The organism is Kitasatospora sp. NPDC056531 (assembly GCF_042794375.1).
Lineage (GTDB): Bacteria > Actinomycetota > Actinomycetes > Streptomycetales > Streptomycetaceae > Kitasatospora.
On the sequence record NZ_JBHTTU010000041.1, the window covers coordinates 46,725 to 72,966 of the forward strand.

The 26,242-nt window shown below is 72.0% G+C and carries 19 protein-coding genes; 16 read left to right on the top strand and 3 right to left on the bottom strand.

The window, feature by feature from the left end; translation table 11 throughout:
- Positions 1-141: 141 nt before the first annotated feature.
- Together ACFQ87_RS28605 and ACFQ87_RS28610 are read left to right on the top strand one after the other, a co-directional pair.
- Positions 142-2,778, top strand: a complete 2,637-nt coding sequence (locus ACFQ87_RS28605; protein WP_380613718.1) for a valine--tRNA ligase — start codon at positions 142-144, stop codon at positions 2,776-2,778.
- Between the two features lie 284 nt (positions 2,779-3,062).
- On the top strand, positions 3,063-3,587 hold the full coding sequence (locus ACFQ87_RS28610; RefSeq protein ID WP_380613719.1) for a hypothetical protein: 525 nt from the start codon (positions 3,063-3,065) through the stop codon (positions 3,585-3,587).
- Positions 3,588-3,832: 245 nt separating this feature from the next.
- On the opposite strand, the gene ACFQ87_RS28615 is transcribed toward ACFQ87_RS28610, so the two are convergent.
- A complete protein-coding gene (locus ACFQ87_RS28615) occupies positions 3,833-5,449 on the bottom strand; it encodes a glycosyltransferase (protein ID WP_380613720.1) in 1,617 nt (538 codons plus the stop codon).
- A 236-nt stretch (positions 5,450-5,685) separates the two neighbouring features.
- Between ACFQ87_RS28615 and ACFQ87_RS28620 the strand changes: the two genes are divergently transcribed.
- The 8 genes from ACFQ87_RS28620 to rodA all read left to right on the top strand — a co-directional run bounded on the left by ACFQ87_RS28620 (position 5,686) and on the right by rodA (position 14,663).
- The gene (locus tag ACFQ87_RS28620) at positions 5,686-7,077 is read left to right on the top strand and encodes a bifunctional folylpolyglutamate synthase/dihydrofolate synthase (protein ID WP_380613721.1); all 1,392 of its coding nucleotides are present in this window, start codon (positions 5,686-5,688) and stop codon (positions 7,075-7,077) included.
- 1 nt (position 7,078) lies between these two features.
- Entirely contained in the window at positions 7,079-7,432 is a 354-nt protein-coding gene (locus ACFQ87_RS28625; RefSeq protein ID WP_380613722.1) for a DUF4233 domain-containing protein, read from the top strand.
- Positions 7,433-7,563: 131 nt separating this feature from the next.
- Positions 7,564-7,977: a nucleoside-diphosphate kinase gene (gene ndk / locus ACFQ87_RS28630; RefSeq protein ID WP_380613723.1), complete on the top strand. Its 414-nt coding sequence runs from the start codon at positions 7,564-7,566 to the stop codon at positions 7,975-7,977.
- A gap of 365 nt (positions 7,978-8,342) precedes the next feature.
- Positions 8,343-9,368: a rod shape-determining protein gene (locus ACFQ87_RS28635; protein WP_030256393.1), complete on the top strand. Its 1,026-nt coding sequence runs from the start codon at positions 8,343-8,345 to the stop codon at positions 9,366-9,368.
- A 97-nt stretch (positions 9,369-9,465) separates the two neighbouring features.
- Positions 9,466-10,419 carry a rod shape-determining protein MreC gene (gene mreC, locus ACFQ87_RS28640; protein ID WP_380613724.1) on the top strand — a complete coding sequence of 318 codons (954 nt, stop codon included), beginning with the start codon at positions 9,466-9,468 and terminating at the stop codon, positions 10,417-10,419.
- Positions 10,420-10,422: 3 nt separating this feature from the next.
- On the top strand, positions 10,423-11,064 hold the full coding sequence (mreD, locus tag ACFQ87_RS28645; RefSeq protein ID WP_380613725.1) for a rod shape-determining protein MreD: 642 nt from the start codon (positions 10,423-10,425) through the stop codon (positions 11,062-11,064).
- Positions 11,065-11,121: 57 nt separating this feature from the next.
- A complete protein-coding gene (mrdA, locus tag ACFQ87_RS28650; protein ID WP_380613726.1) occupies positions 11,122-13,467 on the top strand; it encodes a penicillin-binding protein 2 in 2,346 nt (781 codons plus the stop codon).
- A complete protein-coding gene (gene rodA / locus ACFQ87_RS28655; protein ID WP_380613727.1) occupies positions 13,464-14,663 on the top strand; it encodes a rod shape-determining protein RodA in 1,200 nt (399 codons plus the stop codon). Before mrdA ends, rodA begins: the two co-directional genes overlap by 4 nt.
- 80 nt (positions 14,664-14,743) lie before the next feature.
- Here rodA and ACFQ87_RS28660 read toward each other — a convergent pair whose 3' ends face one another.
- Positions 14,744-16,045, bottom strand: coding sequence for a M14 family zinc carboxypeptidase (locus ACFQ87_RS28660; RefSeq protein WP_380613728.1), 1,302 nt, complete (start codon positions 16,043-16,045; stop codon positions 14,744-14,746).
- Between the two features lie 507 nt (positions 16,046-16,552).
- Between ACFQ87_RS28660 and ACFQ87_RS28665 the strand changes: the two genes are divergently transcribed.
- From ACFQ87_RS28665 to obgE, 6 genes are all read left to right on the top strand, one after another.
- Positions 16,553-18,481 (top strand): TIGR03960 family B12-binding radical SAM protein, encoded by a 1,929-nt coding sequence (locus ACFQ87_RS28665; RefSeq protein WP_380613729.1) that lies wholly within the window; start codon positions 16,553-16,555, stop codon positions 18,479-18,481.
- Between the two features lie 221 nt (positions 18,482-18,702).
- Positions 18,703-19,464: a TIGR03936 family radical SAM-associated protein gene (locus ACFQ87_RS28670; protein WP_380613730.1), complete on the top strand. Its 762-nt coding sequence runs from the start codon at positions 18,703-18,705 to the stop codon at positions 19,462-19,464.
- Positions 19,465-19,899: 435 nt separating this feature from the next.
- Positions 19,900-23,433, top strand: a complete 3,534-nt coding sequence (locus ACFQ87_RS28675) for a ribonuclease E/G (RefSeq protein ID WP_380613731.1) — start codon at positions 19,900-19,902, stop codon at positions 23,431-23,433.
- Between the two features lie 229 nt (positions 23,434-23,662).
- Positions 23,663-23,980, top strand: a complete 318-nt coding sequence (gene rplU, locus ACFQ87_RS28680; RefSeq protein ID WP_030233759.1) for a 50S ribosomal protein L21 — start codon at positions 23,663-23,665, stop codon at positions 23,978-23,980.
- A gap of 14 nt (positions 23,981-23,994) precedes the next feature.
- Positions 23,995-24,252, top strand: a complete 258-nt coding sequence (gene rpmA, locus ACFQ87_RS28685) for a 50S ribosomal protein L27 (protein ID WP_030058248.1) — start codon at positions 23,995-23,997, stop codon at positions 24,250-24,252.
- A gap of 117 nt (positions 24,253-24,369) precedes the next feature.
- Entirely contained in the window at positions 24,370-25,848 is a 1,479-nt protein-coding gene (obgE, locus tag ACFQ87_RS28690) for a GTPase ObgE (RefSeq protein ID WP_380613732.1), read from the top strand.
- Between the two features lie 102 nt (positions 25,849-25,950).
- Here the strand turns inward: obgE and ACFQ87_RS28695 are convergent.
- The coding region (locus ACFQ87_RS28695) for a hypothetical protein (RefSeq protein ID WP_380613733.1) at positions 25,951-26,242 on the bottom strand (292 nt) is incomplete at its 5' end.

Here is a 26,242-nt window from a genome sequence, read left to right on the forward strand (position 1 = left end):
GTTCCGTGCACGCCCGGACACCCGGACAAGTGCCCGGGCACGCTACCGCACGGTGCCCGTCGAGGGAGCGTTCGGGCGGGGCGAGTCCACGGACCGAAAGCGGTTCGTAACCAGCGCCCGGGGTTACGTAAACTGTGCGTCGTGACCGACACGACGAACCAGCGCCCCGTGAACACCACCGGGGACGATGCGGCAACCCTCCCGACGACCTACACCCCCGCGGACGTAGAGGGCGAGCTGTACGAGCGCTGGGTAGAGCGTGGCTACTTCACCGCGGACGCGAAGAGCGACAAGCCCCCGTTCACGATCGTCATCCCCCCGCCGAACGTCACCGGCAGTCTGCACCTGGGCCACGCCTTCGAGCACACGCTGATCGACGCGCTGGTCCGCCGCAAGCGGATGCAGGGCTACGAGGCGCTGTGGCAGCCCGGTATGGACCACGCCGGCATCGCCACCCAGAACGTGGTCGAGCGCGAGCTCGCCAAGGAGGGCAAGTCCCGCCACGACCTGGGCCGCGAGGCCTTCGTCGAGCGCGTCTGGAAGTGGAAGGCGGAGTCCGGCGGCCAGATCTCCGGCCAGATGCGCCGCCTCGGCGACGGCGTGGACTGGTCCCGTGAGCGGTTCACCATGGACGAGGGCCTGTCCCAGGCCGTCCAGACCATCTTCAAGAAGCTCTTCGACGACGAGCTGATCTACCGCGCCGAGCGCATCATCAACTGGTGCCCGCGCTGCCTGACCGCCATCTCGGACATCGAGGTGGAGTACCAGGACGACGACGGCGAGCTGGTCTCGATCCGCTACGGCGAGGGTGAGAACTCGATCGTCGTGGCCACCACCCGCGCCGAGACGATGCTCGGTGACACCGCGGTCGCCGTCCACCCGGAGGACGAGCGCTACAAGCACCTGGTCGGCACCGAGATCGAGCTGCCGCTGACCGGCCGTCGCATCCCGGTCGTCGCCGACGCCCACGTCGACCCGGAGTTCGGCACCGGCGCCGTCAAGGTGACGCCCGCGCACGACCCGAACGACTTCGAGATCGGCCAGCGGCACGGCCTGCCCAACATCGCCGTGATGGACGAGCACGCCGTCATCACCGCGCACGGCCCCTTCCTCGGCCTGGACCGCCTGGAGGCCCGCTCGGCGATCGTCGCCGCGCTGCGCGCCGAGGGCCGGATCGTCGCCGAGAAGCGCCCGTACGTCCACTCGGTGGGCCACTGCTCGCGCTGCAAGACCACCATCGAGCCGCGGCTGTCCATGCAGTGGTGGGTCAAGGTCGGCCCGCTCGCCCAGGCCGCCGGTGACGCGGTCCGCGACGGCAAGGTCAAGATCCACCCGCAGGAGATGGAGAAGCGGTACTTCGACTGGGTCGACAACCTGCACGACTGGTGCATCTCGCGCCAGCTGTGGTGGGGTCACCGCATCCCGGTCTGGTACGGCCCGAACGGCGAGATCGTCTGCGTCGGCCCCGACGAGCAGCCGCCCGCCGGCGAGGGCTGGCACCAGGACACCGACGTCCTGGACACCTGGTTCTCCTCCGGCCTGTGGCCGTTCTCCACGCTCGGCTGGCCGGAGCAGACCGAGAGCCTCGCGAAGTTCTACCCGAACTCCGTCCTGGTCACCGGCTACGACATCCTGTTCTTCTGGGTCGCCCGGATGATGATGTTCGGCCTCTACGCGATGGACGGCACCCCGCCGTTCCACACCATCGCGCTGCACGGCATGGTCCGTGACCAGAACGGCAAGAAGATGTCGAAGTCCTTCGGCAACGTGGTCAACCCGCTGGACTGGATGGACAAGTACGGCTCCGACGCGCTGCGCTTCACGCTCGCGCGCGGTGCCAACCCCGGCGTCGACGTGCCGATCGGCGAGGACTGGGTCCAGGCGGCCCGCAACTTCGCCAACAAGATCTGGAACGCCACCCGCTTCGCGCTGATGAACGGCGCCACCGTCGAGGGCCCGCTGCCCGCGCCGGAGGAGCTGACCGCGACCGACCGCTGGATCCTGTCGCGTCTGGGCAGCACCGTCGCCGAGGTGGACGCGCTGTACGAGGACTACCAGTTCTCCAAGCTCTCCGAGGCGCTGTACCACTTCGCCTGGGACGAGGTCTTCGACTGGTACGTCGAGCTCTCCAAGACCACCCTGGCCAAGGGCGGCCCGCAGGCCGACGCCGCGCGCCGGGTGCTCGGCGAGGTCCTGGACGTCACGCTGCGGATGCTGCACCCGATCGTGCCCTTCGTCACCGAGACGCTGTGGACCACGCTCACCGGTGCCGAGTCGGTGGTCATCGCCGACTGGCCGAAGGACAGCGGCTACCGTGACACCGCGGCCGAGGCCGAGATCGCCACGCTGCAGCAGGTGGTCACCGAGGTCCGCCGGTTCCGCACCGACCAGGGCCTCAAGCCGGGCCAGCGCGTCCCGGCGCAGCTGGAGCTGGACGGCACCGCGCTGGCCGCCCACGAGGACGCGATCCGCTCGCTGCTGCGGCTGACCGCCCCCGAGGAGGGCTTCGCGGCCACCGCCTCGCTGCCGGTCGCCGGTGCCACCGTCTCGCTGGACCTCTCCGGCACCATCGACGTCGCGGCGGAGCGCAAGCGCCTCGCCAAGGACCTCGCGGCCGCCGAGAAGGAGAAGGCCCAGACCGCCGCCAAGCTCGGCAACGAGGCCTTCCTGGCCAAGGCGCCGGACGAGGTGGTCGCCAAGATCCGGGGCCGCCAGGAGGCCGCCGAGGCCGACATCGCGCGGATCACCGCCCAGCTCGCGGCGCTGCCGCAGGGCTGAGCCCGATCGCCCTTCGAGGGGCCGCACTCCGCGACACGCGGGGTGCGGCCCCTCGGGCTTTTCCGGAAAGTCGCAGTCGCTACGCCTAATAGAGCAGAAACATTGCTCCCTTCCGGCGAATATTCATCCTGGACCGGGTGGGGTCCTATTCCGAGCGAATTGATTCCGGTCTTGCCCGCGCGCGTTCGCGGAAGTTTGCAGGTCGGATGTGTACGGTGTGCACGGAGTTTCCGAAGGCGTTTCTGCTGAGCGTTCCTAGTGAACGACGGACGGGAGGGCATGGCGTGGTGGTGACCGAGGAGTTGGCCGAGGAGCTGCCTGCCGCGGCGGTCGAGGAGGCCAAGGCCAGGGCGGCGACGCTGCTGCTCGCCTTCCGGCACGGGAACCAGCTCGCGTTCGACCACGAGCTGGACCTGCTGTTCGAGGAGAACGTCGAACGGGAGGTGACCACGCTGCTCACCTGGATCGCCGCCGAGGCCGTCCGCAAGGCGTACGCCCCCGAGGTCGGCGACCGGGTGCTGCGGTCGATGGCCCGGCGGGCCCCCGAGGACACCGCGGCGGTCCAGGTGGACGAGGAGACCGCGTCCGCAGCCCAGCTGATCGAGGCGGTGGCGGCCGGCGAGGTGGCCGAGGTCCGCGGGCTGGTCGCCGCGACGGCGGACACCACTTTCCTGCTCGGCGGCCTGCTGCAGGGCGTCGCGATGATGCTGCCGCTGCTGCCCGAGGGCGAACTGGCCGAGATCACGGCCGAGTTGCGCCGTCGCCACGGCGGCTCCGCGCACGTCCCCGAGGCCCGGGCCGGGGCCTGACCCCTCGACGGGCCCGGGCCCTGTGCCCCGAGCCGAAGGGTGTGCCGACGGCGTCGGCGGCCGGATCGCCCGTTCTGGCGGTCCGGTTGGTCGACCAGCTCAAGTCCCTTTCCACAAAGGAGACTTGACTCGCAAGGTGGAGTGGGCCGATCCGGTCGTCAAGAGGCCCTACGCGGCCAGCGGCAGCGCCGGGGCCTCGCTGTGCCCGGCCGACCCGGTGGCCAGTTCGGCGGTCAGCGTGGCGATCAGGGCCGAGGCGAGGCCGTCGCCGTACGGGCTCGGGGTGGCGGCCAGCCGGGCCAGCCGCTCCGGGGTGTCGGACAGCCAGGCGCGGGCCAGCTCGTCCAGCTCCTCGCCGGGCTGCACCAGCGCGGCGAAGCCGGCCGCCATCGCCTCCGGGCGCTCGGTGGAGCGGTGCACAGGATTCGAGCGCCGTGGGGGCGCCGAAGGCGACCTTCTCGGCATTGCGCCGGGTCTTGGCCCAGCCGTTGCGGCCGAGCAGTATCCGTACGGCGGCACGTGGGGCGACCACGAAGAGGTGGTAGGCGTAGAGCCAGACCAGGACGCCCCAGAGCAGCCCGGTGAGCCGGCTGCGGTCGGTGTGGACGTGCTTGCGGTAGGCGAGGCCCCAGAACACCATCGACAGGGCGGCGAGCGCGAAGGCGAGCAGCATCCACGGGCCGAACCGGAGCTGGAACTCGGCGGTCTCGGCGGGGAAGAGCACCAGCCCGGCGGCGGTGATCCCGAGCGAGAGCGGGAAGAGCAGCACCAGCAGCACACAGACCACGGGCTGCAGGAAGGTGTACATCACCTCCCTGCAGCTCGGCCTTGCCGGACCAGGTGTAGTGCGGGGAACGCAGCACCCGGCCGGTGTAGCGCAGGCACTGCATGTTGCCCTGGGCCCAGGGGGTGCGCTGGGTGAGGAAGCGGCGCAGCGAGACCAGGGCCTCCTGGGAGACCTGGGCCTCGGTGATGTGGGTGAGCCGCCAGCCGGCCAGCCGCAGGTCGAGGCCGGACTCGTAGTCCTCCAGCAGGGCGCGCTCGGGCCAGGGGCGGCCGGCCCGGCCCTCCTCGGTGGTGAGCGAGTCCAGGGCGGTGAGCCGGACGAACTGTCCGTTGCCGCCGAGGCCGACGCTGCCGGTGCGGCGGCGCAGCAGTTGCATGCCCGCGTTGTTGGCCTGGAACTCGACGTCCTGCATCCGGACCAGGGCGCGGGCGAAGGCGTTGGCGGTGCGGCCGCGGCCGGGCAGCGGTCGCTCGTCGTCGGCGTTGCGCATCCGCACGCCGATCTGGACGGCGCCGGTGTCGGGGCGGCCGAGCGCCTTGGGGTTGCAGACCTGACCGAGGGTGCCCGGGCCGAGCCGGCCGTCGGCGTCGACCACGCCGATCACCACGCGGGAGCGGTCGGTGGACTCGGGCAGCCAGGCGGAGATCTCGCGGTAGGCGACGTTGAGGGCGGCGCCCTTGCCGGTCCGGGCGTGCGGGCGGCGGCGCTGGACCAGGTGGATGCGGGGGTCGCGGGCCGCGGCGGTGAGCACGAGGTCGCGGGTGGCGTCCTCGCTGTCGTCGTCGATCACCCACAGGTGGGCGTCGGGCGCGCCGGCCCGCAGACCCGCCAGGGTCTGGGTGACCACGGCCTCCTCGTCGCGGCAGGGGATGACCAGGTGCCACTGGAAGGCGGACGGGTCGCCGGGCTCGGCGGGCTTGTTGTGCTCGAAGGCGTGGCGGGAGCCGGCCCGGTACACGAGGAAGCGTCCGAAGACGAAGGCCATGTAGCCGACGAGTGCCGGGGAGATCAGTCCGGCGACCCAGACGATCTCTTCCTGACGGAACACGATCCAGTCGTGCAGGGTGTCGGGCATGGCGCGGCTCTCCTCACTATCAAGGGCCTCATGATCAAAGGCTGTCAGCTCCTATGACTTGCGAATCGATGCTTCATTGCCGTTCAAACTCGCTAAAACAATAGCAAAGGGAGTAAATCGGAGGCATGGGGCAGAGCCCGGGCAAATTGGCCGTTCTCGCCGCGGCCGCCGCCCCCGCCACCGCCCCCGCTCTCACCCTGTGGGGACGGACCGCCGCCGCTCCGTAGACTGTGGTCGTGAGCGACAAGGCCGACCCGAACCCGTACACCCTCCGCCCCGCCGACGGCGGCACCGGCGACGCCCTGCGCGACGTCGAGCTCGAGCTGTCCAAGCGCTGGCCGGAGAACAAGCTGGAGCCCTCGCTCGACCGGATCGAGGCGCTGATGGACATCCTGGGCCAGCCCCAGCGGTCCTTCCCCTCCATCCACATCACCGGGACCAACGGCAAGACCTCCACCGCCCGGATGATCGAGCAGCTGCTCAACACCTTCGAGCTGCGCACCGGCCGCTACACCAGCCCGCACGTGGAGACCGTCACCGAACGGATCAGCCTGGACGGCGCCCCGATCAGCCCCGAGCGGTTCGTCGAGGTCTACCGCGACATCGAGCCCTACGTGCAGATGGTCGACGCGACGCAGCCGGTGCCGATGTCCTTCTTCGAGGTGCTGACCGGCATGGCCTACGCCGCCTTCGCCGACGCCCCGGTGGACGTCGCGGTGGTCGAGGTCGGGATGGGCGGCTCCTGGGACGCCACCAACGTCATCGACGCCGCCGTCGCCGTGATCACCCCGATCGGGCTGGACCACACCGACAAGCTCGGCGAGACCACCGGCGAGATCGCGGTCGAGAAGTCCGGGATCATCAAGTCCGGCGCCGTCGCCGTGGTCGCCCAGCAGCAGCTGGACGCCGCCCAGACCATCCTGCGCCGGGCCGTCGAGGTGGACGCCACGGTCGCCCGCGAGGGCATGGAGTTCGGTGTGATCCGCCGTGAACTCGCCGTCGGCGGCCAGCTGGTGACGCTGCGCGGGCTCGGCGGCGAGGAGTACGAGGACGTCTTCATCCCGCTGCACGGCGAGTACCAGGCGCACAACGCGGCGCTGGCGCTGGCCGCGGTCGAGGCCTTCTTCGGCGTCGGCGGCGCCCGCGGCGGGCAGCTTGACGTGGACAAGATCCGCCAGGCCTTCTCCGGCGTCTCCTCGCCGGGCCGCCTGGAGATCGTCCGCCGCAGCCCCACGATCATCCTCGACGCGGCGCACAACCCGCACGGCGCCCAGGCCACCGTCGCCGCGATCTCCGAGTCCTTCGGCTTCACCCGCCTGGTCGGTGTGATCGGCACCTCCGGGGACAAGGACGTGGCCGGCGTGCTGGAGGCCTTCGAGCCGATCCTGGCCGAGGTCGTCATCACCCAGAACTCCACCCATCGTGCGATGGACGTGGACGCGCTCGCGGCCCTGGCCGTCGAGATCTTCGGCGAGGACCGCGTCCAGGTCGAGCCCCGGCTCGACGACGCCATCGCCGCCGCCGTCACCCTGGCCGAGGAGGAGGGCGACCTCGGCGGCGCCGGGGTGCTGGTCACCGGTTCGGTCATCACGGTGGGCGAGGCCCGCCTGCTGCTCGGGAGGAAGTGACATGAGGACGCTCTGCTCCTCGACCTTGATCGGCGAGGCGCTGCTGGTTCTCTTCGCGGCGCTGGTCGCGATGCAGCTCTCCAGCGTTTCGACGGCCACGGTGTGGATCGTCAGCGGGATCGCGATGGCGCTGTGCGTCGCGCTCTGCGGCATGATCAACCGCCCCGGCGCGGTGCAGATCGGCTGGGTGCTGCAGATCGGCCTGATCGCCAGCGGCTTCATCCTGCCGACCATGTTCGGCCTCGGCGTGGTCTTCGCCGGCCTGTGGTGGTGCTCGGTGCACTACGGCCGCAAGGTGGACGAGTTCAAGGCCGCCCGCGCGGCCGCCGAGGCCGGGGCGGCCGTACAGGCCTGAGCCGGCGGCCGTACAGGGCCGGGGCCGGGACCGGCGGACCGACACGCCGTGTACGCAAGGTAACCTCTGCCCTGTCGGCTCCCGCCTCGCGACCCGACTGTCTGCCGAACCGAATCCCCAGGAGACGCACCGTGTCCCAGCGCACTCTCGTCCTGCTCAAGCCCGACGCCGTCCGCCGCGGCCTGGCCGGCGAGATCATCAGCCGCATCGAGCGCAAGGCCGGCTGGCAGCTCGCCGCCATGGAGCTGCGCACCTTCGACCGGGCGACGCTGGAGCAGCACTACGAGGAGCACGTCGGCCGCCCGTTCTACGAGCCGCTGCTGGAGTTCATGACCTCCGGCCCGTCGATCGCGATGATCGTCGAGGGCGAGGAGGTCGTGAAGGGCATCCGCATGCTGGCCGGTGCCACCAACCCGCTGGAGGCCGGGGCCGGCACCATCCGCGGCGACTACGCGACGATCACCCGCGAGAACCTGATCCACGCCTCCGACTCCCCGGAGTCCGCCGAGCGCGAGATCAAGATCTTCTTCCCGGCTCACGCCTGATCCGAGCCGGGCGACATGCCCGGGAAGGCCGGACGATCCGCCCCGGCGGGCAGCTCGTCACGGCCCGCAGGACCTTGGGACTGCCCCGGTCGGGACCATTGGCCCGGCCGGGGCATTCTTATCGTGAAATAGGGAACTGGGGATGCCGACACGGCGTCCCAATGCTCGGAGAAGCGATCACGCTCCGGACAATGGACGGTGTGCCCCACGTCGACGTCCGTGCCGCGCGGCGTGACTACGATGGACGCGACTCAAGGGCCCGGTAAGGCAGCTCAGCTGGTCTCCGCCCAAGCGTGGGCGCTGCATCCGTCCACACCCCATGAACTCCGAGCCCGGGAAGGCACCCACACCCCATGGCGAGCAACCTGTCGTTCATCGGCCGCGACTTGGCGATCGACCTCGGAACTGCCAACACGCTGGTGTACGTCAGGGGCAAGGGGATCGTCCTCAACGAGCCGTCCGTCGTCGCGGTCAACACCAACACCGGCGGCATCCTCGCGGTCGGCGCCGAGGCCAAGAAGATGATCGGCCGTACGCCCGGCAACATCGTCGCCATCCGCCCGCTCAAGGACGGCGTGATCGCCGACTTCGAGATCACCGAGCGGATGCTGCGCTACTTCATCCTCAAGATCCACCGCCGCCGCTATCTCGCCCGCCCGCGCGTCGTGGTCTGCGTGCCCTCCGGTATCACCGGCGTGGAGCGCCGCGCCGTCATCGAGGCCTCCTCGCAGGCCGGCGCGCGCCAGGTGCACATCATCGAGGAGCCGATGGCCGCCGCGATCGGTGCCGGCCTGCCCGTCCACGAGGCCACCGGCAACATGGTCGTCGACATCGGCGGCGGCACCACCGAGGTCGCCGTGATCTCCCTCGGCGGCATCGTCACCGCCCAGTCCATCCGGGTGGCCGGCGACGAGCTGGACAACGCGATCGTCCAGCACATCAAGAAGGAGTACTCGCTCCTCCTCGGCGAGCGCAGCGCCGAGCAGATCAAGATGAGCATCGGCAGCGCCTTCGGCCTGGAGGGCGAGAAGGACGAGCACGCCGAGATCCGCGGCCGCGACCTGGTCAGCGGCCTGCCCAAGACCGTGGTCATCTCCGCCGCCGAGGTCCGCGAGGCCATCGACGAGCCGGTCAACTCGATCATCGACGCGGTCAAGACCACCCTCGACCAGTGCCCGCCCGAGCTGGCCGGCGACGTCATGGACCGCGGCATCGTCCTCACCGGCGGCGGCGCCCTGCTGCGCGGCCTGGACGAGCGGCTGCGCCGCGAGACCGGCATGCCGATCCACATCGCCGAGAACCCGCTCGACTCCGTCGCGCTCGGCTCCGGCAAGTGCGTCGAGGAGTTCGAGGCGCTCCAGCAGGTACTGGACGCCCAGCCGCGCCGTTAGCACCACGACGAGACATCCGACACTCAACTGAACGGGCCGCCGCCCGGGCCCCACGGCCCCGGGCGGCCGCCAGGTACGAAGGGGCAGTACCAGCACCGTGAGGGACACACGAGAGAGCCGGCTGCTGCTCATCCTGCTGGTGGCCGTCGCCTTCGCGCTCATCACCGTGGACATCAAGGGCGGTGCGGACTCCCCGCTCGGCCCGGCCCGGCACGCGGCCGCCAGCGTCCTCGGCCCGGTCGAGCGCAGCGCCGCCACCGTCGTCGACCCGGTGGCCAACACCGTCCGCGCCTTCCGCGACGCCGCCACCCACAACGGCCGCACCGACCAGCTCGCCCGCGAGAACACCGAACTGCGGCAGAAGCTCGCCTCCTCCGACATGGCGAGCGGTCGCACCAAGCAGCTGGACGACCTGCTGCGCACCGCCGGTGTCGGCGGATACACCGTCAAGGCCGCCCAGGTCATCGCGATCGGCCCGGCCCAGGGCTTCTCCTGGACCATCACCATCGACGCCGGCAGCGACGACGGCCTCACCCGCGACATGACGGTGATCAACGGTCAGGGCCTGGTCGGCCGGATCACCACCATCGCCCGGACCACCGCCACCGTGCTGCTCGCCTCCGACCCCGGCTTCTCGGCCGGCACCCGGCTGGAGGGCAGCGGCGAGATCGGCTTCGCCTCCGGCGGCGGCGACAGCCCGATGAAGGTCTCCCTGCTCAACGGCAAGGCGCAGGTCAAGGCCGGCGACCGGCTGGTCACCTTCGGCTCGCAGAGCGGCCGTCCGTTCGTGCCCGGCGTCCCGGTCGGCAAGGTCACCGAGGTCCAGGCCAACGCCGGCCAGCTGACCAAGACCGTCCTGGTCGAGCCCTTCGTCCAGTTCACCCGGCTGGACCTGGTCGGCGTGGTGGTCGTGCCGCCGCGCACCGACCCGCGCGATGCCGTCCTGCCGCCGGCCCCCACCCCCGGGCAGAGCCAGGCCCCGGCCGCGCCCGCCCAGCCGCAGCCCACCGCGCCCGCCACCCCGCCCGCCAAGCCCAATGGGGGGAACTGAGCCATGCGCCTCGCCCGCATCCCCGTCTCCGCCGTACTGATCCTCCTCGGTCTGATCCTCCAGGTCAGCGTGTTCGGCCGGCTCCAGCTCCCGGGTGCCACCCCGGACATACTGCTGCTCGTCGTGGTCGGCCTGGCCATGGTCTACGGGCCGAGGGGCGGCTGCCTGGTCGGCTTCGCGGCCGGCCTGCTCGCCGACCTCGCGCCGCCCTCCGACCACGCCATCGGCCGCTACGCCCTGGTGCTCTGTCTGATGGGCTACGCCGCCGGGCTGCTGCGCCCCGAGCACGGCCGCCAGCGTTCGGTCTCCAGCGCGCTGCTGGTGGTCGGCGCCGCCGCGATCACCTCCACCTTGCTGTACGCGGTCGTCGGCGCCCTGGTCGGCGACACCGCGGCCCGGCACGTCGGCCTCGGCGGTCTGGTGATCAGCGCCCTGCTGTACGACCTGCTGCTGGCCCCGTTCGTGGTGCCGCTGGTGATGCTGCTCGGCCGCCGCTTCGGCCGTGACCCGGTGGCCGCGGCCAGCGGCGACGACGAGGGCGGACCGGGCCTCGGCACGCTGTCCCGCTACCGCACCACGCGTGAGGTCTCGACCGGCCCGAAGTACAAGAAGCGGCGCGTGCCCGGCTTCGCCCGGCGCCCGTAACCGGCCCGTCCAGGCCCCCGAACTCCCGACTTTCCCGCACCCTGGAGCGCACGAGACGTGAGCAACATCCCCGAGACCGGCCGAACCCGGCGGGTGACGATCCGTCTGGTGGTGCTGCAGATCCTGGTGCTGTCGCTGCTCGCCACCCTCGGCGGACGGCTGTGGTACCTGCAGATCCGCAACGCCAAGGAGTACACCGCCAAGGCGACCGGCAACCACATCCGCGAGGTGGTCGAGCCGTCCGTCCGCGGCGAGATCCTGGACGCCTCCGGGCGGATCCTGGCCGGCAACGAGGCCCGGCTGGTGGTGTCCGTCAGCCGTACCTCGCTGCTGCAGCAGAAGGACGGCGGCAAGGCGGTGCTGGGCCGCCTCGCCGAGGTGCTCGGCATGCCGGCCAAGGACGTGCAGGAGAAGGTCCGGCTCTGCGACGCCAAGACCCCGCAGCCATGCTGGAACGGATCGCCGTACCAGCCGATCCCGGTCACCAAGGAGGCGACCACCCAGCAGGCGATGCAGATAATGGAGCGCCGCGAGGACTTCCCCGGGATCACCGCGCAGCCCACCGCCGTGCGCCGCTACACCGGCGCCGAGGGCGCCAACCTGGCCCAGGTGCTCGGCTACCTCTCGCCGGTCACCGACGACGAGGTCAGCAAGACCGCCGACAAGAGCGGCCTGGACCGCTACCTGCCGGCCGACCAGATCGGCCGGGCCGGCCTGGAGTCGGTGTACGACCGCGACCTGCGCGGCACCGCAGGCATCACCAAGCTGGCGGTGGACAACCTCGGCCGGGTGATCGGCACCGCCGGCACCGTCGCCCCGCAGACCGGCAACAACCTGGTCACCAGCATCGACGCCCGGGTGCAGAAGGTGGTCGAGGACAACCTGGCGCAGGCCATGGCCGACGCCCGGAACACCTTCGACAAGGTCACCAACCGCAACTACGAGGCCGACTCCGGCGCCGCCGTCGTGATGGACGTGCACACCGGGCGGATCATCGCGATGGCGAGCGCCCCGACCTACGACCCCAACCTCTGGGTGGGCGGCATCAGCGGCAAGGACTACCAGTCGCTGACCAGCAAGGACTCCAACTTCCCGCTGCTGAACCGGGCCATACAGGGTCAGTCCGCCCCCGGCTCGACCTTCAAGGTCATCTCCACCACCGCCGCCGTGGAGGCCGGCTACTCGCTGGACGGGACCTACTCGTGCCCGAAGGCCATGACCATCGGCGGCCGCGAGTTCAAGAACTTCGAGAGCGAGAACTTCGGTTCCATCTCCCTGGAGAAGGCGCTGGAGGTCTCCTGCGACACCGTCTTCTACGGCCTGGCGTACGACCAGTGGATGAAGGACGGCGGCATCAAGCCGAAGAAGGACCCGGGTGACTGGTTCTTCAAGGCCGCCCACCAGTTCGGCCTCGGCGCCAAGACCGGCGTCGACCTGCCGGCCGAGGTCACCGGCCGGGTGCCGGACCGGCAGTGGAAGCAGTCCTTCTACGACAACAACAAGGACGCCTGGTGCGCGCAGGCGCAGAAGGGCGGCAACAGCTTCTCCGACCAGATCGCCCGGGAGAACTGCGTCGACGGCTACCAGATGCGTGCCGGTGACGCCGTCAACTACGCGATCGGCCAGGGCGACACGCTCGTCACCCCGGTCCAGATGGCTCGCATCTACTCGGCGCTGGCCAACGGCGGGACCTTCTACCGGCCGACCATCGCCAAGGCGGTGATAAGCCCGAGCGGGGACCTCGTCCGCGAGATCGCCCCGCACGAGGACGCCAAGTTCCCCGGCGACCAGAAGCTGCTCAGCTACATCAACCAGGCCACCGCGGGCGTCATCACCAGCGGTACCGCCGCCTGGAAGTTCAACGGCTGGCCGCAGGACAAGATCGAGCTGCACGCCAAGACCGGCACCGCCGAGGTCGAGGGCAAGCAGACCACGTCGTGGCTGGACACGTACAGCAAGGACTACGCGATCGTCATGACGATCAGCCAGGGCGGCACCGGCTCCGGCGGTTCCGGTGACGCCATCCGCCGGATCTACCAGGCGCTGTACGGCGTGGACGACAAGGGCAACATCGACAACGGCAAGGCGCTGCTGCCGACGCCGCAGACCGAGCTGCCGAAGTTCAACCAGGACGGCACCGCGATCATCAAGCCGGCCTCGTACACGGTCGACCCGGCGCCGGGCGCGGTCGCCCCGGCCCCGGTGCTGCCGGCCGCCGGCTCGGCGCAGCCCGTTCAGGCCGTCCAGCCCGTTCAGGCCGTGCAGCCCGTTCAGTTCGCCCAGGCGGACGCGGCTCCCGCGACGGCCTGGCTCGATCCGGCGCCGCCGTCCGACAGCCCCGTGCCGTACACCGCGGCCGATGCCGCGCTCGAACCGAACCGCGCGGGAAGGGGACGGGCATGACCTCCTACGGCTCGTACCGGCAGCTGCGGTTGAGCCCGCAGCGCACCGGGGTCTCCAAGGCCCTGGCCAAGGACTCGCCGCTGTGGCGGCTGGACTGGATACTGCTGCTGGCCGCGCTGGCACTCTCGCTCGGCAGCTCGCTGCTGGTCTGGTCGGCCACCCGCGGTCGTGACAACCTCACCCACGGGGACCCGCAGTACTTCCTCTACCGGCACCTGACCAACTTCGTGGTCGGCCTGGTGCTGTGCGCCGTGGTGATAGCGATAGGAGCCCGGCGTGTCCGCACCCTGGTGCCGTTCGTCTACGTCGCCGTGATCCTGCTGCTGCTGGCGACGCTCAGCCCGATCGGCTCGACCGTCAACGGCGCGCACTCGTGGATCCAGCTCGGCGGCGGCTTCTCGATCCAGCCCGCCGAGTTCGCGAAGCTCGGGATCGTGCTGTCGATGGCGGTCGTGCTGTCGGACCAGGTGGACGCGGGGGAGCGGGAGTTCCCCTCGCACCGCGCGGTGTTCCGCGGTCTGATCTGGGCCTGCCTGCCGATGGGCCTGGTGCTGCTGATGCCGGACGCCGGGTCGACCATGGTGATGTCCGCGATCGTGCTCGGCATCCTGCTCGGCTCCGGCGCGGCCAACCGCTGGGTGCTCGGCATCCTCGCGGCCGGCGTCGGCGGCAGCATCGCGATCTGGAAGCTCGGACTGCTGAGCCAGTACCAGATCGACCGCTTCGCCGCCTTCGCCAACCCGCAGCTCGACCCGAACGGCGTCGGCTACAACACCGCGCAGGCCCGGATCGCGATCGGCTCGGGCGGACTGACCGGCAAGGGGCTGTTCCACGGGACGCAGACCGTCGGGCAGTTCGTGCCGGAGCAGCAGACCGACTTCGTGTTCACCGTCGCCGGTGAGGAGCTGGGCTTCGTCGGCGCGCTCGCGATAATCGGACTGATCGGCGTGATCCTGTGGCGCGCCTGCCGGATCGCCCGCCAGGCGACCGACCTGTACGGGACGGTCGTGGCGGCCGGGATCATCGCCTGGTTCTCCTTCCAGGCCTTCGAGAACATCGGGATGTGCCTGGGCATCATGCCGGTCGCGGGCATCCCGCTGCCCTTCGTCTCCTACGGCGGCTCCTCGATGTTCGCGGTCTGGATCGGGGTCGGGCTGCTCCAGGCGGTACGCAGCCAGCGGCCGATAGCGGCCTGAGCCCGCCTGCTGTCGGGGCCGGTCCGGGTTCGTCCCGGACCGGCCCTTTTCCCTTGCGTTGAAAGCGAGTTGGCGGTTCGTCAGGACGGGTGGAGCAGGCAGTCGGCGGCGGTGAGCACCGCCCGGGTCTGGTGGGCCAGCTGCTCCTGCACCGGGACCCAGCGGGCGCCGAAGCGGTGACGCAGCCGGTCCAGGCTGTCGGCGACCACGGCGCGGGCGCGCTCCCGGGCGGCCTCGGCGGCCGGGCCGTGGGCGTCCGCGAGCAGGCGCAGCAGGATCGAGGCGACCCGCAGCGGCAGCCGGGCGGCGACCAGTCCGGCGGTGGTCGCCCGGGAGACGCTCAGCGGGCGCGGGCACCACAGCTCCAACCACTCGTCGGCGACCCGCGGGGCGACCGCCAGGTTGAACTCGGCGGTGCGCACCAGCGCGCCGTGCGCCTCCCGGGCCTGCGCCGGGACCAGGGCGAGCAGCGTGCTGAGCTCCGCGGTGCGCGCGGTCAGGTCGCGGGCGGCCTCGCCGACGGCCTGCGGCCCGGCCGGGTGCGGGCGGGCGTCGCCGACCGCGTCCACCGCCCACATCGGGACCTCCAGGACGGCGGTGACCGCGCCGTACCGGGCCGCGTAGGACCAGGTGGACAGCTCGGGCTCGTCCGGCAGCGCCCGCGAGGTGCCCTCGCTGCCGGGCCTCGGCATCAGGTAGGTGCCGGGGGCGGGGCTGGCCCAGCCGATGGCGTCGTAGGAGTCCACGTCGAGCGGGAGGCCGGCCCGGTCGGCGGAGCGGGCGAAGCGCTCGGACAGGCCCGGCACCGGGCCGGTCAGCTGGACGAAGGCGCCGCCGAAGTCCACCCCGTGCAGCGAGCACTGCAGGAACGGGCGCAGCTCGTCGATCAGCCCGGTCAGCGCCAGGCTCTCCGGCATCGGCGGGCGGCCGGAGCCGGGCGCGGGCAGCAGCTCGGGCTGCTCCTCGAAGGCGGGCCGGAAGAAGTGCTCGTAGTGGCGGCCCATGGTCAGCGGGCCGTCCAGCCAGTCGGCGTTCAGCGCGGCGCCGTCCGGGTCCAGGCAGAGCAGCAGGTGCCAGGACAGGCCGGGCCGGGCGGGGCGCTCCAGCAGCACCTCGGCGAGGCGGACCGCGGCGGCGGTGCCGATCGGCTCGTTGGGGTGCGGCCCGCCCACCACCAGGACGGCGCGGGGGCCGCGGTCGACCGAGAGCAGCAGCAGCGGGCGCCCGGCCCGGGAACGGCCGACCTCGCGCAGCCGGCAGCGGTCCGGGCGGCGCAGGGCGAGCCGTCGGGCCGCGGATTCGGCCTGGGCCTGCGTGGGGTAGCGGGCCGGCCCGGTGTCGAGGATCCGCAGGGGCCGGACCCGTCGACCGGTGTCGGTCATGGTTCTCCTTGCGACCGGTCGTACGGCCGCCGGGGCGCGGGCGTGCCGCGCCGCCGGACGCGGCCTGCGGGCCGGGGACGGGCTCTGCGGGGCCGGGGGAGGGGGCCTCGCGGGGGACGGGGGAGGTCGTGCTGGGCGAGACGGGCCGCCGGGGGAGTCGGCGTTGGCCGAGCGTACGACCCAACTCCTGTCTCCGGAAGGGGTGCAGGGCCTTGGGTAGGGCGCTGTCAGTACCGCACGGGCCGTCCGGGCGTGTCAACGGCGGACGGCGCCGGGCTGCGGGCGCGCACCGTGCGTGCCGGGGCGGGTACGGGTGGGTGCGGGCGGGGCGGATCGCGCCGGAGCGCACCGGGGGTCGGCCGGGCCCGGTTCGGGCAGGGTCGGCCGGGTCCGGTTCCGGCGGGGATCCCGGGCAGACGGGCCGTTCCCCGGATTGGGCTACCCTTGAGGGTCACCCCTCCCGTGCCGGCTCGCGGCACCGAATCACGTCGTAAGGGTTCCTAGTACATGACTGTCGAATCGGTCTTCCCACGCCTGGAGGCCCTCCTCCCGCACGTCCAGAAGCCGATCCAGTACGTCGGCGGCGAGCTCAACTCGACCGTCAAGGACTGGGACGCCTGCGACGTCCGCTGGGCGCTGATGTACCCCGACGCCTACGAGGTCGGGCTGCCAAACCAGGGCGTCATGATCCTCTACGAGGTGCTCAACGAGCGCGAGGGCGTGCTCGCCGAGCGCACCTACAGCGTCTGGCCGGACCTCGAGGCGCTGATGCGTGAGCACGGCGTCCCGCAGTTCACCGTGGACGCCCACCGCCCGGTGAAGGCCTTCGACGTCTTCGGGCTGTCGTTCTCCACCGAGCTCGGCTACACCAACATGCTGACCGCGCTCGACCTGGCCGGCATCCCGCTGGAGGCCAAGGACCGCACGGACGAGGACCCGATCGTCCTGGCCGGCGGCCACGCGGCCTTCAACCCGGAGCCGATCGCGGACTTCCTGGACTGCGCGGTGATCGGCGACGGCGAGCAGGCCGTGCTCGACATCACCGAGATCATCCGCGCCTGGAAGGCCGAGGGCCGCCCCGGCGGGCGCGACGAGCTGCTGCTGCGCCTGGCCCGTACCGGCGGGGTGTACGTCCCGAAGTTCTACGACGTGGAGTACCTGGCCGACGGCCGGATCGGCCGCGTCGTGCCGAACGCCCCGGGCGTGCCGTGGCGGGTGTCCAAGCACACCGTGATGGACCTGGACGAGTGGCCGTACCCGAAGCAGCCGCTGGTCCCCCTCGCGGAGACGGTGCACGAGCGGATGTCCGTGGAGATCTTCCGCGGCTGCACCCGCGGCTGCCGCTTCTGCCAGGCCGGCATGATCACGCGCCCCGTGCGGGAGCGAAGCATCACCGGCATCGGCGAGATGGTCGAGCGCGGGCTGAAGGCGACCGGCTTCGAGGAGGTCGGCCTGCTGTCGCTGTCCAGCGCCGACCACACCGAGATCGGCGACATCGCCAAGGGCCTGGCCGACCGCTACACCGAGGACAAGATCGGTCTGTCGCTGCCGTCCACCCGCGTCGACGCCTTCAACATCGACCTCGCCAACGAGCTGTCCCGCAACGGGCGCCGCTCGGGCCTCACCTTCGCCCCCGAGGGCGGCAGTGAGCGCATGCGCAAGGTGATCAACAAGATGGTGTCGGAGGAGGACCTGATCCGCACCGTCGCCACCGCCTACGGCAACGGCTGGCGCCAGGTGAAGCTGTACTTCATGTGCGGCCTGCCCACCGAGACCGACGAGGACGTGCTCCAGATCGGCGAGATGGCGAAGAACGTCATCCAGAAGGGCCGAGAGGTCACCGGCCAGAACGACATCCGCTGCACCGTCTCCATCGGCGGGTTCGTGCCCAAGCCGCACACCCCGTTCCAGTGGGCCCCGCAGTTGTCCGCCGAGGCCACCGACGCCCGCCTGGCCAAGCTGCGCGACTCGATCCGCGGCGACCGCAAGTACGGCAAGAACATCGGCTACCGCTACCACGACGGCAAGCCGGGCATCGTCGAGGGCCTGCTCTCCCGCGGCGACCGCCGGGTCGGCGCCATCATCCGCGCCGTCTACGAGGACGGCGGCCGCTTCGACGGCTGGCGCGAGTACTTCTCGTACGACCGCTGGATGGCCTGCGCCGACAAGGGCCTGGCCGGCACCGGCGTCGACGTCGACTGGTACACCACCCGCGAGCGCTCCTACGAGGAGGTGCTGCCCTGGGACCACCTGGACAGCGGCCTCGACAAGGACTGGCTGTGGGAGGACTGGCAGGACGCCCTGGAGGAGGTCGAGGTCGACGACTGCCGCTGGACCCCGTGCTTCGACTGCGGCGTGTGCCCCCAGATGCAGACGAGCATCCAGATCGGCCCCACCGGCAAGAAGATGCTGCCGCTGACGGTCGTCAACAAGTAGGCGTCGTACACTTCTCGGCCCCCGCTCGGCGCGTTCCGGGTGGGGGCCGAGGGGTGTGGCTGACCTGGGGCGGAGCGAGGGGTGCGGCGGGGCGCGTACCCTTTGAGGTGACAGAGTCCGGACAGTGGCGGGAACGCGCCGCGCCGGACGGGGACAATTGACTAAAGGACTGAGCGACCCTGGCACGCCGTACGCCCGACGGTCCGCCGCCCGCGCCGACGGTGCAGCGGATTCGTCTCCGCTACACCAAGCGCGGCCGGCTCCGCTTCACCAGCCACCGCGACTTCCAGCGCGCCTTCGAGCGCGCCCTGCGCCGGTCCGCCGTTCCGATGGCCTATTCGGCCGGCTTCACCCCGCACCCGAAGGTCTCCTACGCCAACGCGGCCCCGACCGGGGTGGCGAGCGAGGCGGAGTACCTGGAGATCGGTCTGGCCGCCGCGCGCGACCCCGAGCAGCTGCGGGCGCAGCTGGACGGCTCGCTGCCGACGGGCCTGGACGTGATCGACGCGGTCGAGGTCCGCACGCCGAACTTCGTGGAGCGCCTGGAGGCCTCCGAGTGGCTGGTCCGGCTGGACGGCGTCGAGCCGGCCCAGGCGGTCCAGGCGGTGGAGAAGTTCCTCGCCGAGGAGATGGTCGAGGTCGAGCGCCGGACCAAGAACGGCGTGCGGGTCTTCGACGCGCGCGGTGCGGTGGCCGCACTCGCGGTCGTCGAGCCGCAGGTCGACGGCGGTGCGGACACAGCCTCCGGAACCGACCGCGATGTTCGGACCGGCCGTCCCTGTGCGATACTGCGCCTGGTAGTACGACACGCCACACCCGCCGTACGACCCGACGACGTATTGTCCGGTCTCCGTGCGACGGCCGACCTGGCGCCGCCGGTCCCCGCAGAGGTGACCAGGCTGGCGCAGGGGCCGCTCGACGAGGAGTCCGGCACGGTGACCGACCCGCTGGCGCTCGACCGCGCCGCGGCCCCGGCCGGCTGAGAAACGGCCGGCGGGCCGCGCGCTACCGCGTCCGCCTAGTGGGCGGAGGCCGGGTCCAGTGCCTCACTGGGCCCGACGGTCCTCCAGGGTTCCCGCGGCTCCCCAGGGGAGCGAGCGTCGTCGCAGCACAGGCCGGCCACTCGGGGCCCGCCGACCAGGACGGTCGGTGGGCCCGGGGCCCCGTCCGGGAGCCACCCGGGGTTGGGGGATGGCGCAGCTTGGGAAAACCTCAGAAGACTGGTCAGACCAGAAGACTTTCGACACCCCGCCGAGCGTGGGGCGCCGAGCGAGACTACGAGCCCCTGTGCGGCCTCGCGTCCGCGCGGCGGCACCGTCAAAGGGTCCGGCCCGAGCATCGTCGCGATGCCGGCCGTCCATTGGTGCCGCGCCGTGCCCGGATGTGGAGCCCGGGGGCCTGACGGGAGATCCACCCGCATGCTCGAGAACACCGATCCGCAGCAGGCTGCGGCCACGGAACAGAACGAAACCGCCGCGACCGGCGGCGAGGGCGCGTCCGCCGCGCCGCCGCGCCGTCGTCGCCGGGCGGTGTCCCGCCCGGCGGGCACCCCGCAGGGTGCGGCCGCCGAGGTGGCCGAGACGGTCCTGCCGGCGGAGACGCACGAGGCGCCCGCCGCGGCGGCTCCGGCGGCCGAGCCGGCTCCGGCGGCCGAGAAGCCGGTCCGGGCCCGCCGGACCCGCAAGCGCGCCGAGGCCCCGGCCGGTGCGCCGGAGGCGACCGCGATCGTGGTCACCGAGCCGGCGGCCGACGAGGCCCCGGTGGCGGAGAAGGACCAGCCGGCCGGGAAGGCCGCGAAGAAGGACGAGAAGGCGGAGAAGCCCGTCCGGGCCCGCCGCACCCGCAAGCGGGCCGAGGCCCCGGCCGGTGCGACCGCCGCCGAGACGCCCGCGGTCGAGGCCCCCGCCGAGGAGCCCGCCGCCGAGCCGGTGGCCGAGGAGGCCCCCGCCGCTCCGGCCCGCCGGGCCCGCCGCCGTCGCGTGGTCGAGGCCGCGCCGGTGGTCGAGGCCCCGGTCGAGGAGCCGGCGGCCGAGGAGCCCGCCGTCGAGGAGGAGCCCGCCGAGGAGGCCGTCCAGGCCGCCGCCGCCGAGGCACCCGTTGCCGCCGAGCCGGCCGCCGCCCCCGCTCCGGCCGCCGAGGCCGAGCCGCCCCACCGGGTGCGCCGCCGCGCGGTCCGCCCGGCCACCGCGATCTTCCAGGCCCCGGTCTTCCAGGAGCCAGCCCCCTACACCGCGCCGTCCGCGCCGCAGCAGCCCGCCGCCGCCCCGGCGCCGGTCGAGGCCCCGGCCGCCGCCGAGCGCGTCGAAGAGGAAGAGTACGAGTACAGCGGCGTCGGCCGCCGTCGCCGGGTCCGTACCCGGGTCGAGCCGACCCGCCGCAAGCCGGTCGCCGCAGCGCCGGTCGCCGAGGCGCCGGTCAAGGCCCCCGCCGAGGCCCCGGCCGTCGAGGCGCCCGCCGCGGAGGCCCCCGCCGTCGCTCCCGAGACCGAGGGCGAGTGGGAGGAGGACGGTCGTCCGTCCCGCCGTCGCCGTCGCGGCGGCCGCCGCCGTCGCCGTGGCGAGGCCGAGGAGTTCGAGGCCGCCGAGGCCGTGCAGCCCGCCGCCGAGGCGCCGGCCGAGGCCGTCGCCGAGGAGGAGGACGAGGAGGAGGAGGACGACCTGGCCGCCGGCCTGTCCTCGTCGCGTCGCCGTCGCCGCCGTCGCCGCCGCAGCGGTGAGGCCGGTGCCGTCGAGACCGCCGAGACCACCGAGGACGGCGTCCGCACGGTCGTGAAGGTGCGCGAGCCGCGCCGCCGCTCCACCGAGCCGTCCTTCGACCCGGACGAGGTGCAGTCCATCAAGGGCTCGACCCGTCTGGAGGCGAAGAAGCAGCGCCGCCGCGAGGGCCGTGAGCTGGGCCGCCGCCGGGTGCCGATCATCACCGAGGCCGAGTTCCTGGCCCGCCGCGAGTCGGTCGAGCGCGTCATGGTGGTGCGCCAGAACGGCCAGCGGACCCAGATCGGCGTGCTCGAGGACGGCGTGCTGGTCGAGCACTACGTCAACAAGGAGCAGGCCACCTCGTACGTCGGCAACGTCTACCTGGGCAAGGTCCAGAACGTGCTGCCGTCGATGGAGGCCGCGTTCGTCGACATCGGCAAGGGCCGCAACGCGGTGCTGTACGCCGGTGAGGTCAACTTCGGCGCGCTGGGCCACGGCGGCCCGCGCCGGATCGAGTCGGTGCTGAAGTCCGGCCAGTCCGTGCTGGTGCAGGTCTCCAAGGACCCGATCGGCCACAAGGGCGCCCGCCTGACCAGCCAGATCTCGCTGCCCGGCCGCTACCTGGTGTACGTGCCCGAGGGCTCGATGACCGGCATCTCGCGCAAGCTCCCCGAGAACGAGCGCGCGCGCCTGAAGCAGATCCTCAAGAAGATCGTCCCGGACGACGCGGGCGTGATCGTGCGCACCGCCGCCGAGGGTGCCTCCGAGGAGGAGCTGACCCGCGACGTCCAGCGCCTCCAGCAGCAGTGGGAGGACATCCAGAAGAAGGCCGCGACCGGCAACGCCCCGGCGCTGCTGTACGGCGAGCCGGACATGACCGTCCGGGTCGTCCGCGACATCTTCAACGAGGACTTCACCAAGGTCATCGTCTCCGGCGACGAGGCGTGGACGACCATCCACGAGTACGTCTCCAACGTGGCCCCGGACCTCGCCGAGCGGCTCCAGCGGTGGACCTCCGAGGTGGACGTGTTCGCCACCTACCGGATCGACGAGCAGCTGATGAAGGCGCTGGACCGCAAGGTCTGGCTGCCCAGCGGCGGCTCGCTGGTGATCGACCGCACCGAGGCGATGGTCGTCATCGACGTCAACACCGGGAAGTTCGTCGGCCAGGGCGGCAACCTGGAGGAGACGGTCACCCGGAACAACATCGAGGCGGCCGAGGAGATCGTGCGCCAGCTGCGGCTGCGCGACCTCGGCGGCATCATCGTGATCGACTTCATCGACATGGTCCTGGAGTCCAACCGCGACCTGGTGCTGCGCCGCCTGCTGGAGTGCCTGGGCCGGGACCGGACCAAGCACCAGGTGGCCGAGGTCACCTCGCTGGGCCTGGTCCAGATGACCCGCAAGCGGGTCGGCCAGGGCCTGCTGGAGTCCTTCTCCGAGGCCTGCGTGCACTGCAACGGCCGCGGCGTGATCGTGCACATGGAGCAGCCGAGCACCCACGTCCACGCCCCGGCCCCGGCCGCGGGCGAGGTCTCGGGCGGCGGCAAGCGCCGTCGCCGGGGCAAGGGCGGGGTCGGCCACGAGGAGCCGCAGGCCGTCGAGGCCGCGGCGGCCGAGGCGGTCCTGGAGGCCGCTGAGGCCGTGGTGGAGGCCGCCGAGCCGGTGCGCGAGGAGATCGAGGGCCAGCTGGCCCTGGAGGTTCCGGGCGTCGAGGCCCCGGCTGCCGAGACCACGCCGGTCGAGGCCCCGAAGGCCGAGCCGGCCCCGGTGGCCGAGGCCCCGGCCGCCGCTCCGGCGGGCCGTACCCGTCGCCGCGCGGTGCGCAAGGCGACGGCTCCGGCGGGCGCGCCGCAGGCCGCCGAGATCGTGGTGCTGCAGGCGAAGGCGGACGCGGCGCTGGAGGCGGCCCTGGCCGCCGCCGCCCCGGCCGCCGAGACCGCCGCCGAGGCGGTCGTGGAGGCCGTCGCGCAGGCGCAGCCCGAGGCCGCCGAGGAGGCCGTCGTCGCGGAGGCCGTGGTCGTCGAGACCCCGGCCGCCGAGCCCGCCGAGGCCCCGGTCGCGGAGGAGGCGCCCGCCGAGGAGGCCCCGGCGCCGAAGAAGCGGGCCGCCCGCAAGACCGCCGCGAAGAAGACCGCCGCCAAGAAGACGACCACGGCGGCCAAGAAGACCACCGCCCGCAAGACCGCGACCAAGCGGACGAGCGCGGCGGCCAAGAAGGCCGCGGCCGCCGAGGGTGATACGGCGGCCGAGTAGTGCCCGTGCCCGGGGGCGGGGCCATCCCGCCCCCGGGCCGTACGTGCCGGTTTGCCCCTCGGGCGGCCGGTCCGTATTCTTGACCATCGGCGTGTCTACGCCACGCTCCCGAGCACATCACCTTCCCGAAACCCCGCGTCCGCGCGGAGCGAACGGGAGGAGGCCCCTGTGTCCGTACCCAGGTGGCTGGCGTCGGGAGTTCCGACCGAGTTGGGAAAGTAGGTACCGCATGTACGCGATCGTTCGCGCAGGCGGCCGCCAGCACAAGGTCGCCGTCGGCGACGTGCTGGAGATCGACCGTATCGAGGCCAAGCCGGGTGACTCGGTGGAGCTCTCGACCATTCTGGTCGTCGACGGTGACGCCGTCACCTCCGACCCGTGGGTCCTGGCCGGCGTGAAGGCTCACGCCGAGGTGGTCGACCAGACCAAGGGCGACAAGATCGTCATCCTGCGCTACAAGAACAAGACCGGCTACCGCCGTCGTCAGGGTCACCGTCAGAAGCACACCGCGGTGCGCATCACCAGCATCGACTCGGTCAGCAAGTAAGGGGATAGCGAGATATGGCACACAAGAAGGGCGCAAGCTCTACCCGCAACGGCCGTGACTCGAACGCCCAGCGCCTCGGCGTGAAGCGCTTCGGCGGCCAGGTCGTCTCCGCCGGCGAGATCCTCGTCCGCCAGCGCGGCACCCACTTCCACCCGGGTGCCGGTGTCGGCCGTGGTGGCGACGACACCCTGTTCGCGCTGACCGCCGGTGCGGTGCAGTTCGGCAACCGTCGCGGCCGCAAGGTCGTCAACATCGTGGCCGTCGAGGCCTGAGTCCGAGCGGACTCACGAGTCGGATCAGACTCACACTGAAGGGTGGGCCGGAATGTTCCGGTCCACCTTTCGGCTTTACGCAACAAGCAAGACTCATCCGTACTGGAGGCACATCCCATGACCACCTTCGTGGACCGCGTCGAACTCCACGTCGCCGCGGGTAACGGAGGCCACGGCTGCGCCTCCGTGCACCGCGAGAAGTTCAAGCCGCTCGGCGGACCGGACGGCGGCAACGGCGGCGAGGGCGGCAGCGTCATCCTCACCGTGGACTCGCAGGTCACCACGCTGCTCGAGTACCACCACTCGCCCAAGCGCAAGGCCACCAACGGCAAGCCCGGAGCGGGCGGCAACCGCACCGGCGCCGACGGCGAGGACCTCGTCCTGCTGGTGCCGGACGGCACCGTGGTGCTGGACCGCCAGGGCAACGTGCTGGCCGACCTGGTCGGGCACGGCACCAGCTTCGTCGCCGCCCAGGGCGGCCGCGGCGGCCTCGGCAACGCCGCGCTGGCCTCGGCCCGTCGCAAGGCCCCCGGCTTCGCGCTGCTCGGCGAGCCCGGCGAGGCCCGCGACATCGTGATGGAGCTCAAGTCCGTCGCCGACGTGGCCCTGGTCGGCTACCCGAGCGCCGGCAAGTCCTCGCTGATCTCGGTGCTCTCCGCCGCCAAGCCGAAGATCGCGGACTACCCGTTCACCACCCTGATCCCCAACCTCGGCGTGGTCACCGCGGGTGACACCGTCTACACCATCGCGGACGTGCCCGGTCTGATCCCGGGCGCCAGCCAGGGCCGCGGCCTGGGCCTGGAGTTCCTGCGGCACGTCGAGCGCTGCTCGGTGCTGGTGCACGTGCTGGACTGCGCCACCCTGGAGCCCGGCCGGGACCCGCTGACCGACCTGGAGACCATCGAGGCCGAGCTCGCCGAGTACGGCGGCCTGGACGACCGCCCGCGCCTGGTCGCGCTCAACAAGGTGGACGTGCCGGACGGCCAGGACATCGCCGACCTCACCCGGGCCTCGCTGGAGGAGCGCGGCTACCAGGTGTTCGAGGTCTCCGCCGCCTCCCGCAAGGGCCTGCGCGAGCTGAGCTTCGCGGTGGCGAAGATCGTCGCCGAGGCGCGCGCCGCCAAGCCGGCCGAGGAGTCCACCCGGATCGTGCTGCGGCCCAAGGCCGTGGACGACGCGGGCTTCACCATCACCGAGGAGGACGGCGCCTACCGCATCCGCGGCGTCAAGCCGGAGCGCTGGGTCCGCCAGACCGACTTCGCCAACGACGAGGCCGTCGGCTACCTCGCCGACCGGCTGGCCCGCCTCGGCGTCGAGGAGCAGCTGTGGAAGGTCGGGGCGCAGGAGGGCGACACCGTCATCATCGGCCCCGAGGAGAACGCCGTCGTCTTCGACTGGGAGCCGACCATGGCCGCCGGCGCCGAGATGCTCGGCCGCCGCGGTGAGGACCACCGCCTCGAGAGCCCGCGCCCGGCGGTCGACCGCCGCCGCGAGAAGCAGAAGGGCCGGGACGCGGCCGAGGCCGAGTTCCTCGCCTTCGAGGCGCTCTCCAGCGGCCGCCAGGCCGCCATCGAGGGCGACGACGAGGACTACTGAGTCGACCCGCTCGAAGCGGACGGCCCCGCCACCTGTCGAGGTGGCGGGGCCGTCCGCTTGTTCAGCTGTTCAGCTGTTCAGCTGTTCAGTGGCGACGGAACGTCACTTCGTCCAGGCGGCCTGGACCTTGGTGATGTCGGTCGAGTCGCCGTAGCCGACCATGACCGGGGTGGTGCCGGCCGGGAAGCTGACGATGTCGCAGCCCTTGAAGGCGACGCCCTTGGTGGCGCCGGACCAGCTCGGGGTGTTGCACTTGGCGATCTGGGTCGACCCGACCGGGTTGGCGAACATGGCCGTGTTGTTGAACTCGACGTTGCCGCCGGTCAGGGCGGGGGCCTGCTGGGCGAAGTCGAGGACGTTCCACTGGTTGTCGATGACCAGGTCCTTCTGGACG

Bases quoted from the DNA above. Each gene is read 5' to 3' on its own strand.
- ACFQ87_RS28615 (WP_380613720.1), bottom strand. From the start codon at position 5,449: ATGCCCGACACCCTGCACGACTGGATCGTGTTCCGTCAGGAAGAGATC.
- ACFQ87_RS28625 (WP_380613722.1), top strand. From the start codon at position 7,079: ATGAGGACGCTCTGCTCCTCGACCTTGATCGGCGAGGCGCTGCTGGTT.
- mreD (WP_380613725.1), top strand. From the start codon at position 10,423: ATGCGCCTCGCCCGCATCCCCGTCTCCGCCGTACTGATCCTCCTCGGT.
- rodA (WP_380613727.1), top strand. From the start codon at position 13,464: ATGACCTCCTACGGCTCGTACCGGCAGCTGCGGTTGAGCCCGCAGCGC.
- ACFQ87_RS28660 (WP_380613728.1), bottom strand. From the start codon at position 16,045: ATGACCGACACCGGTCGACGGGTCCGGCCCCTGCGGATCCTCGACACC.
- ACFQ87_RS28665 (WP_380613729.1), top strand. From the start codon at position 16,553: ATGACTGTCGAATCGGTCTTCCCACGCCTGGAGGCCCTCCTCCCGCAC.
- ACFQ87_RS28675 (WP_380613731.1), top strand. From the start codon at position 19,900: ATGCTCGAGAACACCGATCCGCAGCAGGCTGCGGCCACGGAACAGAAC.
- rplU (WP_030233759.1), top strand. From the start codon at position 23,663: ATGTACGCGATCGTTCGCGCAGGCGGCCGCCAGCACAAGGTCGCCGTC.
- rpmA (WP_030058248.1), top strand. From the start codon at position 23,995: ATGGCACACAAGAAGGGCGCAAGCTCTACCCGCAACGGCCGTGACTCG.
- obgE (WP_380613732.1), top strand. From the start codon at position 24,370: ATGACCACCTTCGTGGACCGCGTCGAACTCCACGTCGCCGCGGGTAAC.